Genomic DNA, 15,845 nt, shown 5'->3' on the forward strand with positions numbered 1-15,845 from the left:
CCATGACTATGACCGATAATACCGTTGATTACATAGCAGCTGCCGATAATTCATCAGAAGGTAATGGAATTGCCGATGAGAAGTACTTTGCCACCTCAGACAACACTGAGCAGCAAGAAAAACATAACATTTCAACCAATGACTCGATTCTTGAGGCGTTAAATATCAGCAAGCGCTTCGGAGATACCATTGCGCTAAAAAATGTTACATTGCGCTTGCGCAGAGGAACCGTTCATTCTTTGTTAGGTGAAAATGGCGCCGGTAAAAGTACCCTAGTGAAGTGCATAATGGGTTATTACCAACCTGATGAGGGCCAAATTACAGTTGCCGGCCAAGAGGCTGAGATTAGCCGACCGCAACAAGCTGCATTGGCTGGGATTGGTATGGTTTATCAACATTTTACGGTCATTGACAATATGACGGTTCTAGAGAATATTGTATTGGCTCGACCAATCATACCGCGCTGGGTTAACTGGAGAAATGAAGCAGAGTTAATTACCAATAAACTAAAAGATTTGCCTTTTAGTTTTGATTTAAAGCAAAAAGTATCGAGCTTATCTGCGGGTGAGAAGCAAAAGTTGGAGATTACGAAACAGCTACTACTCGATACAAAAATACTAATTTTAGATGAACCAACATCGGTTTTAACACCCCAGGAAGCAGATTTTGTTTTAACCGAGTTAAAAAGAATGGCCAATAAGCTTGGCTTAACTGTGCTAATGATAACTCACAAGTTCCGCGAAGTTATGCAGTACTCAGACGATGTCACCGTGTTGCGAAAAGGCCAGTTCGTTGGCAGTTGTTCAGTAACAAAAACAACACCATTATTGCTTTCTGAGATGATGATGGGTGAAAAAATGACAGTAAAGCCACTGCAACGCAAGGCATGGCCGAATGTTTCTAACAAAAGCTTTAGTGTTGAAAAGTTAAGTATTAACAACGATCGTGGTTTGCTCGCTGTGAAAAATATTGATTTGACCGTCTTGGCAGGTGAGATCGTTGGAATTGCCGGAATTTCAGGAAATGGACAAAGTGAACTTGTTTCCGGTATAAGCGGACAACGAGCAATCAAGAGTGGTTCATTGGCAGTAGATGGTAAACCTTTTTCACCCACTCGAAAAAACTTACAAGCCGCGAAGGTTTTTTGTTTACCTGAGGAACCTTTGCGTAACGCTTGTGTGCCAAACTTAAGTGTTGCGGAGAATATGGCGCTGAGAAATTTTGATTTGACCTCAATGAGTTCAGGCTTCGGTATTTTAAGTTTTAGTAAAATCATCCAGCAAGCTAAATCATTGATTCTTAAATTTAATGTCAAAACACCCTCGGCATTTGAACCCATTGGGAACCTCTCTGGTGGTAACATTCAACGAGCCGTTTTAGCACGAGAGCTTTCTAACTCAGTAGACGTTTTAATAGTTGCAAATCCTTGTTTTGGTCTAGATTTTAGTTCCATAGCCTACATACGACAGCAGATTATGCTGGCCCGTAACGACGGAGCGGCGGTTCTATTGGTCTCGGAAGATCTCGAGGAGGTCATGCAAATGAGCGATCGTTTTTTTGTAATGTCAAACGGGGAGTTCATAATGGAATCTACACCAGAAAATGCAGATCTGGTATCAATAGGCCAGGCCATGGCTGGACATATGCAAAGGAACGCACCCAGAGGAGAGCACAACTATGAACAAGCCACTTGACGGTGAATTTGTTGCCGCAAAGCCTTACCCGTATCCGTTATCAATAAATAAACCCTGTTTGATAATTATTGATATGCAAAAAGATTTTTTGGAACCCGGTGGATTTGGCGAAAGTCTAGGCAACGATGTCAGCCTATTACGGTCCGTTATTGATCCGCTTAAAGCGCTGCTTAAACATTGCCGGAGCTTAGGAGTTCCTGTGGTTCATACTCGTGAGGGACATAAATCAGATATGTCAGATTGCCCGCCAGCAAAATTAAACCGGGGGAACACTAACTTAAAAATTGGCACCACAGGACCAATGGGTAGAATCTTAATTAATGATTCTGCGGGTAACCAAATAATTGACGAGTTAAGGCCGATAGAAGGAGAATTGGAATTACTTAAACCTGGCAAGGGAGCTTTTTATAATACTCAACTTGCAAGTCACTTAAAAACACTCGGTTGCACTCATTTACTTGTCGCTGGCGTAACTACTGAAGTCTGTGTGCAAACGACAATGCGCGAGGCAAACGATCGAGGTTTTGAATGTTTGTTATTGGAAGACTGTACAGAAAGTTACTTTCCGGAATTTAAACGTAGCACGATAGAAATGATCACCGCACAAGGTGGTATTGTTGGGTGGAGCACCGATAGTGTGACACTTCGTGAGGCCTTGGAGCGTTGTTATGGATGAAATGTTTAAAAGAATAGCTGTCCACGATTTGTTGGATCTTGAAAAAACGCTTAAACAGCGAAGGTGGCAAGAGCTACGACCAAGAGTTCATGTTTCCTATTTTTATCGGGAAAATGATGACGGCATGAGTGCAGCGCTGCTTCATTATGAAGCCGATGCCCGTGTAGCGGCGCATGAACATATAGGTTACGAGAATATTTTTATTTTGCACGGCTCACAACAGGATGCAAATGGAATTTACAAAAAGGGGAGCTTGTTGATTCACAGTAAGGACACTATTCATGATGTATATTCAAAAGACGGTTGTTTAGCCTTGGCAATTTGGCAAAATCCAGTACAGTTTATATAGTTAAAATCTGATGGTAAGTTTAGGGTTGCGTGTTGATAAATCCCGAATTCTCTTTCATCAAGACTTTAGGGGGCTATTTAATTTAAGTTCTGTAAGTGTAAATTAAAGTGTAATATGATAAATAATTAAAATTAGACGCTAGAACATTGATCAGTCTTGTTGCTCAGTTATGTTTAGGTGGGCAGGAATTACCTAAAGATCTATAGCTATTCCACTAATTGAAAATATTATGTCTAGTTTAAATTCGCAGCTGATGGTGACCATGACTGCTACGATAAAAAAGTGACGGGAAACAGCAGGACTTTAGGGCTAAGTTTAAATAACGGGGTTCGCAATTTGGATGCATTGTGCTGAAAACCCCGTTTTATATTTATAATAAATAATATGGCGGCATTTGGGTTTAGGGTTATAAGTGGTTGAGGCTTAATATGCCAATATTTGTACATCAGTTAGCCATTATATTTTCGTTTGGATTTTGGGAAGCCACAGCTAGTGCCATCAACTACCTTTATGTCATTTTCCCATGGCAAACAATACTCACCGGCCATTAGATCTCGCATAAATTGATAAGGGCAATCTTTTGCTCCCCCGTCAATGGCAACGTAACCTCGATGCCCTAACTGATAGATATTGTTTTCGACACCCCAATTAATCCTCGCCTCATGAATCAGGTCAGGTCGTATTTCCGCAGAAATGATCTCATTAGAACGACCATTACTACTGTAAGCTAATATGGTTCCGTCGAAATTAACAATCATACCTTCACCCATGGAATCAAATGAACCATCGCTGCCACTCATACATACATTGGCTGTCGCCATCAAATTACAGAAAGAATTGCTTTGGTTCGTGAAACGCCATGCTTCTCGTATTGGAGCGGTGTATCCTGCCGTGCGTAACATGATGTCAGCACCCTTGTAGGCGCATTCTCTGGCCATTTCTGGAAACATTCCATCGTGGCAAATAATAAGGGCCAATGTGCTCCCGTTGGGGCCGGGACAAACGGGTACGCCAACGTTCCCAGGTTCCCAAGGTTCCACCGGTGTCCATGGGTGCATCTTGCGGTAATTTAGTTTTATCTCCCCAAAGTTGTCGATTATTAAACCGGTATTATAAGGGTTGCCATCTGGGTTAATTTCCATTATTGAAAAACAGCCCCAAATATTATTATCGATACAGGCTTGTTGGAAAGACCGGACTTCTGGCCCATCAACCGCGCACATAATATCAGAGTTGGTCGCCATGCTGAGTCCATGCAAGGAATACTCTGGAAAAACCACAAGGTCACAGCCAGCTAAATTTCGACGTGCCTTGGCCACCATTGACACTATAATAGCCGCCTGCGCGGTAAGCTGTTTTTTTGTTTCGACAACGGGCAATTGTAATTGAACGACACTTACAATAACGCCGTTAGGACTTTTGTTTAATCCACTCAGACCAGACATATCACACTCCCATTTTGAATACTAATCGCATAATTTTGATCCTGGATGGTCTTTCAATATCATGAAGCCAATTGTGGAATTGCCGCGAGCAGTGTCTTAGTGAATAGATGTTTTGGCTTGCTCATCACTTCTGCGGTTTCTCCGGATTCGACAATCTTACCAGATTGCATAACCAGTATTCTTTGACTTAACATACGAACTACGTTCAAGTCATGGCTAACAAATAGATAGCTTAAGTTATGCTCGCGCCTTAAATGTTCTAACAATTGCAACACGATTGCTTGAACAGATACATCTAAAGCAGATGTTGGTTCATCTAGAATAAGTAACTTTGGGTTTAAGGCGATGGCACGCGCTATACCAACACGAGCTTTTTGACCGCCGCTGAGTTGATGTGGTAATCGATAGATGAGCTCCAAGGGGAGTCCAACTTTTTCGGCTAGTTGATAGACTTGGTCTTTTAGATTAGCTTTGTTAAAGTCTTTTTGTAGCCGTAGAATCGGCTCGGAAATCAACTGAAAAGCACTGTGACGTGGGTTAAGTGAACCTGTAGGGTCTTGGAAAACCATTTGAATATCTTTCCTGCGTGGACTCCGTATAAAGTCACGATCCGAAACCTGACCAATATCCTCCCCAAGAAAAAGAATCCGACCTTCACTGGGTTGCTCCAAGCGCGCAATTAACCTTGATGTTGTTGACTTTCCGCAGCCAGATTCCCCTACCAAGCCAACGCATTCGCCCTGGTAAATTGTAAAGTTAACGCCGTCAACTGCATTGAAGGTATTACCTTGGGATTTGAATCCGCCTTGACTCTTTAGTATGCAGGTTTTGACAAGGCCTTCAACCTTCAGTAATTCTTTTTTCTCTACGTCAACAGCAGGCTTCGACAGTTCCACAGGAACTGTTGGCGTTAGGTGTTCAACTTTACTACTGATTCCCGGCGTTGCAGCAAGCAGTTTTTTTGTGTAACTATGTTGAGGTGATGTGAATAGACTGTGATCATCACAGGCTTCAACAACTTGGCCTTTCTCCATGACCACAAATTTATCGCAATATTGATATGCCATACCCAGGTCGTGAGTAATCAATATTACGGCCAAGTTTCGGTGTTTGACCAGACCCATAATTAAATCCATGATCGATTTCTGTGTGGTAACATCCAGGCCAGTTGTTGGTTCATCTGCAATCAACAAACGGGAGTTGCAGGCCAAAGCGAGAGCGATCATAACTCTCTGGCACATGCCACCGCTAAGCTCAAAAGGGTAGGCATTGGTTACGCGTTTAGTGTCTTGTATCTCGACCTTATGCAACAGTTCAATGACCTTTCGGGGGGCAGTTTGACTAGTCGCTTGGGCATGTTGGCGTAACATATCAGACAGTTGATCGCCGACTTTACGGATAGGATTCAGAGTGGACATTGGGTTTTGAAAGATCATGGCGATTTCACGACCCCGAATATCTTTCAGTAAGCTTGCACTAGGATTTTCGAGATTCATACCATCAAAAGTGATACTCCCCTTTGCAATTTTGCCGTTATTGCCGAGAAGATTAAGAATACTGTAGGCTGTAACTGACTTGCCACTGCCGCTTTCGCCGACAATTGCGATCACTTCTCCCTTATTTAAGTTAATATTAATATCATCTATTGCGTGAACCACACCGCGTCGAGTTGCGAAGTCCACGGCAAGATTTTTTATCTGTAAGAAGGGTTTAGCCATAAAACTATGTCCTTTTCTGGGGGTCCACGAGGTCACGGAGGGCATCGCCCAGTAAGTTGAAGCAGAACACTGCAAGCATTAAAATTAAGCCTGGAAATAATACCAGCCACCATTCTCCAGAAATGATGTAATTGGCTCCTTCGGCAACCATAATTCCCCATTCAGCTACTGGTGGTCGCACCCCTAAACCAATAAAGGACAAACCAGCGGCATTTAGAATTGCCCAGCCCATATTTAGGGACATTTGTACCATTAACGCAGGTAGGCAATTTGGGAAAATATGAAATACTAAGGTCCGCAGGTGTGTATTCCCCGACAATAGTGCGGCCTGAACATACTGGTGGTTCCGTTGGATCGTCACCTCGGCACGTGCAACCCGAATAAAAAACGGAATATTGATCAATGCTGTTGCGTATATGACATTAGTTAACGAGTTACCAAGAACAGCAACAATGCCCATTGCTAAGACAAACAACGGAAAGGCCAGTATGGTGTCTGCTATTCTGCCGATAATTCGGTCGTACCACCCTCCAAAATAGCCCGCAAGACACCCTAACGATGTGCCTACCAGCGCGCTTATTGATACAGCAGAAAGTGCTATCCAAAGGTCTAAGCGAGTGGCAACCACAACCCGAGAAAAAACATCCCTACCGAGGTGGTCCGTGCCGAAAAGGTGTAAAAATGAGGGTGCCTGTAAAGCAATTGATGTGTCACTGGCGATTGGGTCAAATGGCACCCAAAATGGTCCCGTTATCCCAACCAATATGAAAATCAGAAACAATACTATAGAAAACATTGATATCGGATTTTGACTAAGGATATACCATGTCTGCTGTCGCCAATCGTGTTGTTCTGATGTTGCGCTATTTTGGCTATGTTGGCTAAGTTCTGGATCTAGCTTAGTGTCGGTATTTCTCACCATATTTTTGTTCAACAAAAGATCACCCATCAATGCTAACCCTCGGATCAACCAGCGTATACAAAATGTCAATTACCAAGTTCAATACAACAAACATAACAGCCATAACCAAAATAAAACCTTGCACTGCTGCAAAGTCAGAGGCTACGAGTGCATCCACAGCAAAGGAACCTATACCTGGCCAAGAGAACACCTTTTCAACTAAAACGTTTGCGCCTAGCAAGTACGAAAAAACAAGACCCATGATTGTTAGTAACGGTAACATTGCGTTGCGTAAGGCATATACAAAAATTATTTTCCGCCGACCAATTCCATTCGCTGTTGCGGCCTTGACATATTCACTACCCATCGCGGTTAACATGGCCGAACGGGTCATTCGCGCTATAGGTGCGAGGGCAAATATAGCCAGAGTAATGGCCGGCAATATCAGCTGTTTTGCAGCTGCGGCTGCTGTTTCAAAGTCACCATTTATCATTGCGTCAATGGTATAAAAACCAGTAACTTTTGGTGGTGATAAATAAAAGAAGTCTAGACGACCAATAGGTGAGGGCGCCCAGCCAAGTAAATAGTAAAAAACAAAAACTAGTAAAAGACCGCTGAAAAAAATAGGCGTAGATGCGCCGGCGGTTACAAATATACGACACAGATGGTCGATCCAGGTATTTGGATTCACAGCAGCGAGAATGCCTAAGGGAATGGCCGCCATTAAAGCTAACGCGAGTCCCGTCAAAGTCAATTCCAATGACGCTGGAAAACGAGCAGATAATTCACTGGCAACCGATTGGCCAGTGTTTAGAGAAACGCCAAGATTACCCTGTGTAAGGTTCTTGCAGTAGACTATAAATTGATGAAATATACTTTTATCTAAGCCTAACTGCTCACGAATTTGAGCAATGGACTCTTCATCTGCGGTAATGCCTGCAAAATAAACTGCAGGATCACCAGGCAGGGAACGGGTTAGTACAAAGGCGACAACTATGACGCCAATTAAAGATGGCACTGCTAACAATATCCGCTGCCCTATCATTTTTAGCTTCAGAAAAAACACTATTATTACCACAAATTAAGTAGGCCACTCTGTTGTTCGTGGCAAACACTAAATTAACGAAGAAAAGATCTCGGACCAGGTGTGAATTGGTGCGAGATCTTACTTAATAAACTTTAGCCCTTTATAATTACTTTTTGGAGAATGATCGAATATCTAATTGACGGTGAAACCAGTTAACAAAACCTTCAACGCCAGGCGCCATAGCCACTTCCAAAGTGGGTTGCCAAATCGGAATGAGTGGTACATCGTTAAAGCCGATTTCCATCAATCGCTTGATATTTTTTTCGTATCGTGGGTCTTCAACTGCCATCGGTAAAGTGACATCAACTAGCTGCTCGAGCTCCGGGTTCATGTAGTTCATTGAGTTAAACAAGTGACCTTCTTGATAGACCCAATAGAAATAATAGTCTACATAATTCAACCAACCACCGAAGTTTTTAAGGTGCAACTCAAGTCCTTTCTCAACAAGAGCTTTAGTTCTCCAGCTTGCTCCTGGGATCTTATTAATAGTAGTTTTAATGCCAATCTTCCCGAGGCTTTCTTGCATTAAAATTGCGGTCGGCTCTGTCCACTCAGCGAAGCTAAGATCGATAGACAACGGCACCTCAAAGCCATCGGCATAACCGGCTTCGGCCATTAATGACTTTGCTTTCTGAATGTTGGTGTCATACGGGAAGGGTTGCGGCCAAACGGTTGTAGTAGGCGAGGTGCTCGCACCGCCCCACATTTTTGCGCCGAGACCATAAGCAGCGGTATCGAAAATCTTTTGGTAGGGCATAGCAAAAGCGACTGCTTGTCTCACTTTCACATTCTTAAAGGGTTCGAAATTCATATTCAAGCCGACGGCATGCATAGAATTATCAATTGTTGTGCTTACAACTGTCAATTTACCGGCTTCAGACAATTCTTTAGAATCTTTGTTAGGTAGACCTAATGCTACATCAGCGTCACCTTTTTCAACTAGGGCTCTGCGGGTAGACGAGTTAGGTACTTCACGCACGATAACGCGCTTAATAGCTGGTAGTGGGCCGTTTTTCCAATTATCAAATCGAGTATAAACGAGTTGCTCGCCGGGCTCCCAACGTTCTAACATATAGGCACCGCCGCCTGCTGGTGTTTTATGCAAATACTCTGTGGCCCAAGGATCTTCTACGGTTGCATTTGCAAGCGCGACTTTACTATTAATTACTATCGGAACTGGTACGGCTAAATCTGGCAGGGTTAATTTATTTGAAGAGGTCATTTTCACTTTAAATGTTAGCTCATCAACGACTTCAAACTGGTCAACGGAATTCATTCCGCCCGCAGACATTTGCACACCGGGAAACCCGCCTAACGTAACTGCGCGATCGAAGGACCACTTAACATCTGCTGCCGTGACTCGAGAACCATCCCAAAATGTTGCATCTTCTCTTAAATTGAAAAGGTAAGCGGTACCATCATCAACCAACTCCCAGCTAGTCGCTAACTCTGGGTTTATTACCGTTGAGTCATATCGATAACCTCCGTTACCTTCCGAACGAATGCCAAAGCTGACAAGGCGATCATACATGTTGACCGCTACCTGATAGCTTGGTCGATTGGTACCGACGCGCATAATATCCATACTATTAACGCTCGCACCAGAAACAATAACCAGTGTATCTTCACGAGAAGCGGCTATAACATTACTTGATAATGTTGCGGATACTGAAAGAGCAAGTATCCCAGCCCATGCGGTTCTAAATATATGGTGTTTCATCTTATTATCCTCAAAATTATGTTAATTATTCCTAAGTATTTAAACCATGTGCTAGCCTTACACTTCGTCTATATAGTTTCTCCAGCTTCCAAAGTGGCTAATATTTTCAGCGCCATCTTCCGAAATTTTTTCGCAGATAAAGCCACTTACCTGAGAGCCGTCTTTTAAGACTACTTTGCCGATGCCAAGCGGCATTGGAATTCCAGAAATGAATGTCCCTACGTGTTCTAAGGGTATAGCCCAAACCTCAAGTTCAATCGCGACACCGGTGCTTGGTGTTCTTACCAAACCGGGCCGAAACGGATTAGAACCTGCTAGTCTAAATAGTTGGTAACTTTCGCTTGTTGTTGTTGTATATAAATATCGAGCACCCAATTTAGTCAGCTCTCCGTTAAGCGGTAGGCCCGACATGTGCGCGCCACATACTGACAATGCAAGCTCGGTATTTGGGTCTACATCGTTGGTTAGCTGTTTCGTGTCTAATGGCCAGTCGGTGGCCCCCAATGCCGCATGCCCGTTCTCTTGCAATTTATATGCAATCTCGGCGATCACGTTGTCTTTGCCCGCGGTTGCTAGTAACGTCACACTACCTGGAAGGCCATCTTTTCTAGGATCGACAGGCACCGTTATCGCGGACATGTCCAAAAAATTTGCAAAATTTGTGTAGGTACCAAGATTTGAGTTTGGTGTTATTGGGTCGGCGATTAAATCGGCAACGCTATAGAAAGTTGGAATAGAGGGTACGCAGATAAAATCTAAGTCAGCCAATTTAGACCTGATAGTTCTTTTTAACGACTGTAATTTATAGATGTCCTTAAATGCATCTGCTGCTGAATACTTTTTTGCCTGTGATATAATTTGCTTAGTTATAGGATTAAATGAACCAGGAGATTTTTCAAGGAAATCCCCAACAGCGGCATAACGTTCTGCCACCCAAACACCTTCGTATAGCAGACTTGCTGCACTATAGAACGGTTCAAAGTCCAGCTCTATGAGCTCCGCTCCGTGTTTAGCCAACTCTTCAAGAGTATGGTCAAAGGACGCTTGTTGAATTTTATCGCCAAAAAATCTAATTGAATCCCCGCTTGGAATACCTATCTTCTTAGATAAGGTACTTGCATTAAGCTTTGGATTCGAAAAATTTCGAGAATAGGAGTCTTGTTCATCGTAGACGGCGGCGAGCTGGAAGACTGTATAAGCGTCAGCAACCGTTGCCGCAAATATGGAGATGGTATCTAACGTCCGGCACGCAGGTACAACCCCGGTGTTAGATAAGCTGCCAAGGGTTGGTTTTAAACCGACGATGCTGTTAAGTGCCGCGGGGACTCTACCGGAGCCGGCCGTATCCGTCCCCAGTGAAAAAGTTACTATTCCGTGGGCAACGGAGACGGCAGAACCGGAGCTGGACCCACCCGGGACTATTGTTGGGTCGATCGCGTTCTTGGGAATTGGGTATGGTGTTCGTACACCTACCAAGCCAGTTGCGAATTGGTCTAGGTTTGTTTTCCCCACACATATCGCGCCTGCTTCTCGTAAGAGATTTACGACAAATGAATCGCTGGGTGGTTCATAACTGAAATCAGGACATCCCGCGGTAGTGGTTAGACCTAGAACATCAATATTGTCTTTGACGGCAAAAGGGATACCCCAAAGCGGTTTAGATATAGGATCAAATTCACCTAACTCAGAAATGGCTCGTTCGGTATATTGCAAAGATGATTGCGAAATAAAAATGCCAGCGTCGTCGGCCTGATTGATCCGCCTGAAACATTCAGATATGACATCTGCAACCTTCGTTTGGCTTCGATAAGCGAGATGCAAACTATCAATGGTGAACGGCAGATTACGTAACATGTTGAATTTTTACCAGGACAAATATGAAGAATTCATTTAACCAATCAATAGTGACGCGGTATACTGCTCATTTGACACATGCCTGCTGCAAAAAATGCATCACATTAACCTACGGAGCGTCCAATGCGTCACTTACAACCCCTTGAATACTTCAATGCTATTGTCGCTGCTGGCTCTATCCGCAAAGCGGCGGAAACGCTATCGATAACGTCAACCGCATTAAATAGGCGGCTTTTGGCGATTGAAGAAGAATTAGGTGTGGATTTATTTGAGCGCTTGCCTAAAGGTGTTCAGTTATCTGCCGCGGGAGAGATTTTACTGCTCCATATTCGTGAGCAAATTGCGGATATGGCCCGGGTTAAAAGCCAAATATCCGATCTAAAAGGTGAGCGCCGAGGCCATGTAGCGATTGCTTGTAGCCAAGCAATTTTAACGTCATTTTTACCTGTGGAAATTTCAAAATATCGGTCTCAACATCCCTTTGTTACCTTTTCAGTCCAAGTGCGCGATAGGGCGGCGGCTGAGGAGGCTTTGTTAGATAGAAGTGCAGATTTAGCGTTAGTATTTGAGCCGGTGCAACTGGCTGATTTCCAAACCCTTTTGGCTGTTAAGCAATCGGTTTGGGTCTTAATGCCAAAAGATCATCCTTTAGCACATAAACCAATTTTACGACTGAGAGAATGCTTAAGGTTTCCTGTTGGTTTGCCGACAAAACAGTATGGCGTACGTCATATTTTGGAAGCCAGTGCTCGTCGGATCTCATTGAATCTAGCGCCCGTGGTCGAATCAGACAGTTTCGATTATTTACGATATCAAGCTGTAGAGGAAGGGATCATCACATTTCAGATTGAGATCGGCTTACCGCTCAACTTAGAATCTATCGGCTTGGTTGCTTGTAAACTTGACGAGCGCGATGTGCCCGATGGGGTGTTGTACGTCGGGCAACTAAAAGGAAGAACATTGCCCGTTGCGGGAGCAAAGTTCGCCAATCAAATCCTTGCAGCCCTAGGACAAAGATGTGACTCTTAAGGCGGTAAGGCCATTGATCTCAGCGCCGTGCCTAGTCGCGTTCGGAAGTTATGTTTCAAATAACTTTAAGATATACCGAGTTGTGGGTTAAATATTTCATGATTTTTATTGGATTCAATATGTGTTATTAAGTGGCGAGGTATTAATAATAGTTGCGAATTTTAATGGACTATAAAGCTATATGTCAGTCAGTCGATAATCATTTCTAAGTGAAAATCAGAGCGGTAATCGATTTTGATTTATCAGATGAATTTAATAGCACAATAGAATTATGAAGTTATAAAGACCAAACAATTGATGTGATTGTAGCATCTACGATGTTTAACTTATTCGATACAATGAATCATTATGTTGTGTTGGTACGACGCATGAGCCGTGGATTCACCAAAAATTCGCGCGGGTACCCTGGATCGATTCTGCACCTACGGCACCTGATCAGCGCAAAATAGGTAATTGGATATGAAGTGTCAAAGCACAAAAGGCGTTATCACTACGCCTCACCCTTTATCGACTAAAGTTGGCCTGCGGATTCTTGCGGAAGGCGGTACTGCCATCGATGCTATGATTGCCGCTAGTGCCACTTTAGCAGCAGTATTTCCACATATGACTGGTATCGGTGGCGATGCAGTTTGGGTGCTTTATGACAAAAAAGTAAGCTCTATCATGGGTATTGGGCAGGCTGGGCAGCGAGCACCTTTGCGGCCGATAACAGAGCGAGGCCCTGACGCGGTAGCCACGACAGCAGGCGCAATCGCCAGTTGGCAGGCCGCAATTGATATAAGCACTCACCAATGGGGTTCTGATTTGTCCTTACAACGGTTGCTCAAGGATGCAATTAGTTATGCAGAGCAGGGTACCCAGGTATCCGCTTCTCAGGCATTCTGGATAAAACAAAGACAAGCTTTACTGACAAACTTACCTGACCTCAATCCGATAGTCCGTCGAGCGGATGGCCAGCCACTGCAGGTTGGAGATACTTTTAAACAACAACAACTCGCACGAACATTAAAGCTGTTGAGTAAAAACGGCTTGATGGATTTTTATCAAGGAGAGGTAGCTGAGGCCTTGCATGCCGGATTCACAGCATTAAACGGCAACCTCAGTCTGGATGATTTACGCAAGACGAGGGCGCGAAATGCGGAAATGGTTAAGGTGCGCTATCGCGCAGGTGACTACTATAACTTCCCCGCACCGAGTCAAGGTATTTACACGGCAAAAGCTCTAACAACCCTGAACCAATGGGATCTCGGTGAGCACGGAATGGGCAGCGCGCAAAGCTATCACCTAATGGTCGAGGCTATTAAGCAAAGCTTTACCGAACGCAATATAGCATTATGCGATCCAGATTTTTCGCCTCTTAATTCCCTTGAAATTGCCAGTACCGCTAGTCTACTCGACGCAACGAGAGCCAGCCCATGGGGCGAGCAAGGCCAACCAGCGGATACAGTTTGGTTGGCGGCTACCGACAGCGATGGCCGGACAGCCTGTTTAATGCAAAGTCTTTTTCATGATTTTGGCTCTGGCTGCATGATCGGAGACACTGGCGTGCTATGGCATAATCGTGCCGCCGGTTTTAACTCTAATTCGCAACACCCAAACGCTTGGGGGATAAGCAAGCGACCGGCTCATACACTCAACCCCTCCTGTTATATTGCCGACAATGGTCATCGCTTTTTCTTTGGCAGCCAGGGAGGAGATGGCCAACCGCAAACTCAATTGGTACTGGCGACACAGCTGATTGATTTCAATCAGGATGTAGAAACAGCCTTGAATGCCCCCAGGTTTTTATTGGGGCGAAGTTTTTTTGACAGTACCGACAACCTTAAGCTTGAGCAATCCTTACCTGAGGCCATACGTACCGCGCTCACGGAATTGGGTCATATCACCGAGGTAATTCCATCGTTAAGTCCATACACCGGGCAGGCCGGTATTATCACCATCACGCCAAACGGCATGGCCACCGCGATGCATGATCCGCGCGGAGAAGGCACTGCCCTCGCATTTTAACTATATTGGATAAACATTATGGATTTAATATTCATCGGATCGTATTTGTTGCTCGGTACTGTTGCTGGATTGCTCGGTGGTATGCTCGGTATTGGCGGCGGGGTTATTATTGTGCCATCGTTAATTGCGTTGTTTAGCTGGCAGCAATTACCCTTAGACATAATCCCACAACTGGCTGTTGCCAGTTCACTAGCTAGTATTATTGTGACAAGTTTTTCAGCTATGCGGGCCCAAGCCAAACGAGGAGCCGTCGACTGGGTCCTGTTCAGACAATGGTCCGTGCTATTAGTAGTAGGTGGATTTGGCAGTGGGTTCATTGGCAGCCATATACCGGCACTTGCCCTGCAGCGCGGTATCTCTTTATTCTTGATGGTGATCGCAGTTATTATGCTGAGTCAATGGTTACCGAAACCCGACCGTAAGATGCCCGGCCTTCTGGGTCGAATCGCTCTAGGTTTTTGCAGCGGGTTAACCAGCGCTTTGGCAGGCATAGGAGGGGGCAATATTATCGTTCCGCTGCTTGTTTTTTTTAATGTATCAATGCAGCGCGCTGGGGCCACCGCCAGCGCCTTGGGTCTACCTATCGCTTTTGTTGGCAGTCTAGGTTATGTGTTGGCCGGCTGGAATCATGCAGTATTACCCGGTTGGACCCTCGGCTATGTGTATTTGCCGGCAACTATTGGAATAGCCTCCATGGCTTTTATTATGGCTCCATTGGGGGTCATGATTGCACATCGGTTACCTGCTAAGCAGCTCAAGCAAGTCTTTGGTGGAGTGTTGTTGGTCGTCGCCAGTCGCATGTTATGGAGCAGTTTTGGCTAGCGTTTAATCGTCATGGAAGGCCCCCAAACCTCAAAGTGATTAGCTATATTCACGCCGAAGCCTATGCTGGCGTTAACTCTGTACGGCCCTCTGATACTGATCGATACCGACATGCCAGTGGTCGCGGCTAGCAAAAATCTGCCGGAGAAGCTGCGCAGTAATATGCTAAAAGTCTGGGCTGGTGCAGACCAACTATATCCTTTCGCCAACAAATCGACCAAGTTAGAGGCTGGAGGGTTAGAAGTTGATCGAGCTGGAGCATATCGATGACGTGCTGGCGCCGATCCTCTACACCGTGCCGCTGCAATGGCTCAGCTACTAGGTGGCCCTGATCAAAGGTACGGATATCGATCAGCGGCGTAATTTGGCGAAGTCGGTTACAGTGGACTAGTTCGGATTAGTACAACATGGCATGCGCACTGGCACAACTTGAACGCACTGTTTAAATATCCTGCTGACATCAAAAAGGTTATTTACGTGACTAACACGATCTGACCGTTGAGCAGCGTTATCCGCAAGGCGATTTAAAAGTGCAAGCTGTTT

At 44.5% G+C, this 15,845-nt stretch carries 12 protein-coding genes; 6 read left to right on the plus strand and 6 right to left on the minus strand.

All coding sequences use genetic code 11. The features are described 5' to 3' along the window. Positions 1 to 8: 8 nt before the first annotated feature. Genes REIFOR_RS01375 through REIFOR_RS01385 form a run of 3 tightly spaced genes read left to right on the plus strand, consistent with a single transcriptional unit; the run spans position 9 to position 2,719 of the window. Entirely contained in the window at positions 9 to 1,694 is a 1,686-nt protein-coding gene (locus REIFOR_RS01375; RefSeq protein WP_100258659.1) for an ABC transporter ATP-binding protein, read from the plus strand. Next, positions 1,678 to 2,370 (plus strand): cysteine hydrolase family protein, encoded by a 693-nt coding sequence (locus tag REIFOR_RS01380; RefSeq protein ID WP_100255857.1) that lies wholly within the window; start codon positions 1,678 to 1,680, stop codon positions 2,368 to 2,370. Before REIFOR_RS01375 ends, REIFOR_RS01380 begins: the two co-directional genes overlap by 17 nt. After that, complete coding sequence (locus REIFOR_RS01385; RefSeq protein WP_100255858.1) at positions 2,363 to 2,719, plus strand: cupin domain-containing protein; 357 nt, start codon at positions 2,363 to 2,365, stop codon at positions 2,717 to 2,719. The genes REIFOR_RS01380 and REIFOR_RS01385 overlap by 8 nt, the downstream gene beginning before the upstream one ends. Positions 2,720 to 3,168: 449 nt before the next feature. Here REIFOR_RS01385 and REIFOR_RS01390 read toward each other — a convergent pair whose 3' ends face one another. The 6 genes from REIFOR_RS01390 to atzF form a co-directional block, all read right to left on the minus strand. Next, on the minus strand, positions 3,169 to 4,164 hold the full coding sequence (locus REIFOR_RS01390) for a formamidase (protein ID WP_100255859.1): 996 nt from the start codon (positions 4,162 to 4,164) through the stop codon (positions 3,169 to 3,171). Positions 4,165 to 4,223: 59 nt separating this feature from the next. Then, a complete protein-coding gene (locus REIFOR_RS01395) occupies positions 4,224 to 5,882 on the minus strand; it encodes a dipeptide ABC transporter ATP-binding protein (RefSeq protein ID WP_100255860.1) in 1,659 nt (552 codons plus the stop codon). A gap of 4 nt (positions 5,883 to 5,886) precedes the next feature. Further along, positions 5,887 to 6,831: an ABC transporter permease gene (locus tag REIFOR_RS01400; RefSeq protein ID WP_227003733.1), complete on the minus strand. Its 945-nt coding sequence runs from the start codon at positions 6,829 to 6,831 to the stop codon at positions 5,887 to 5,889. Continuing rightward, positions 6,824 to 7,849, minus strand: a complete 1,026-nt coding sequence (locus REIFOR_RS01405) for an ABC transporter permease (protein WP_227003734.1) — start codon at positions 7,847 to 7,849, stop codon at positions 6,824 to 6,826. Before REIFOR_RS01405 ends, REIFOR_RS01400 begins: the two co-directional genes overlap by 8 nt. Before the next feature lie 127 nt (positions 7,850 to 7,976). Further along, positions 7,977 to 9,590 (minus strand): ABC transporter substrate-binding protein, encoded by a 1,614-nt coding sequence (locus tag REIFOR_RS01410; protein ID WP_100255862.1) that lies wholly within the window; start codon positions 9,588 to 9,590, stop codon positions 7,977 to 7,979. A 57-nt stretch (positions 9,591 to 9,647) separates the two neighbouring features. Then, complete coding sequence (atzF, locus tag REIFOR_RS01415) at positions 9,648 to 11,444, minus strand: allophanate hydrolase (RefSeq protein ID WP_100255863.1); 1,797 nt, start codon at positions 11,442 to 11,444, stop codon at positions 9,648 to 9,650. Between the two features lie 123 nt (positions 11,445 to 11,567). Here atzF and REIFOR_RS01420 point away from each other — a divergent pair, with 123 nt between their 5' ends. From REIFOR_RS01420 to REIFOR_RS01430, 3 genes are all read left to right on the plus strand, one after another. Continuing rightward, entirely contained in the window at positions 11,568 to 12,473 is a 906-nt protein-coding gene (locus tag REIFOR_RS01420; RefSeq protein ID WP_100255864.1) for a LysR family transcriptional regulator, read from the plus strand. Positions 12,474 to 12,932: 459 nt separating this feature from the next. Next, positions 12,933 to 14,480 (plus strand): gamma-glutamyltransferase family protein, encoded by a 1,548-nt coding sequence (locus REIFOR_RS01425; protein WP_100255865.1) that lies wholly within the window; start codon positions 12,933 to 12,935, stop codon positions 14,478 to 14,480. Between the two features lie 18 nt (positions 14,481 to 14,498). Further along, positions 14,499 to 15,302 carry a sulfite exporter TauE/SafE family protein gene (locus REIFOR_RS01430; protein WP_193437317.1) on the plus strand — a complete coding sequence of 268 codons (804 nt, stop codon included), beginning with the start codon at positions 14,499 to 14,501 and terminating at the stop codon, positions 15,300 to 15,302. Positions 15,303 to 15,845: the final 543 nt, after the last annotated feature.

Source organism: Reinekea forsetii (assembly GCF_002795845.1).
Classification (GTDB): domain Bacteria; phylum Pseudomonadota; class Gammaproteobacteria; order Pseudomonadales; family Natronospirillaceae; genus Reinekea; species Reinekea forsetii.

Bases quoted from the DNA above. Each gene is read 5' to 3' on its own strand.
- REIFOR_RS01400 (WP_227003733.1), bottom strand. From the start codon at position 6,831: ATGGGTGATCTTTTGTTGAACAAAAATATGGTGAGAAATACCGACACT.
- atzF (WP_100255863.1), bottom strand. From the start codon at position 11,444: ATGTTACGTAATCTGCCGTTCACCATTGATAGTTTGCATCTCGCTTAT.
- REIFOR_RS01375 (WP_100258659.1), top strand. From the start codon at position 9: ATGACCGATAATACCGTTGATTACATAGCAGCTGCCGATAATTCATCA.
- REIFOR_RS01390 (WP_100255859.1), bottom strand. From the start codon at position 4,164: ATGTCTGGTCTGAGTGGATTAAACAAAAGTCCTAACGGCGTTATTGTA.
- REIFOR_RS01385 (WP_100255858.1), top strand. From the start codon at position 2,363: ATGGATGAAATGTTTAAAAGAATAGCTGTCCACGATTTGTTGGATCTT.
- REIFOR_RS01410 (WP_100255862.1), bottom strand. From the start codon at position 9,590: ATGAAACACCATATATTTAGAACCGCATGGGCTGGGATACTTGCTCTT.
- REIFOR_RS01380 (WP_100255857.1), top strand. From the start codon at position 1,678: ATGAACAAGCCACTTGACGGTGAATTTGTTGCCGCAAAGCCTTACCCG.
- REIFOR_RS01420 (WP_100255864.1), top strand. From the start codon at position 11,568: ATGCGTCACTTACAACCCCTTGAATACTTCAATGCTATTGTCGCTGCT.
- REIFOR_RS01430 (WP_193437317.1), top strand. From the start codon at position 14,499: ATGGATTTAATATTCATCGGATCGTATTTGTTGCTCGGTACTGTTGCT.
- REIFOR_RS01395 (WP_100255860.1), bottom strand. From the start codon at position 5,882: ATGGCTAAACCCTTCTTACAGATAAAAAATCTTGCCGTGGACTTCGCA.
- REIFOR_RS01425 (WP_100255865.1), top strand. From the start codon at position 12,933: ATGAAGTGTCAAAGCACAAAAGGCGTTATCACTACGCCTCACCCTTTA.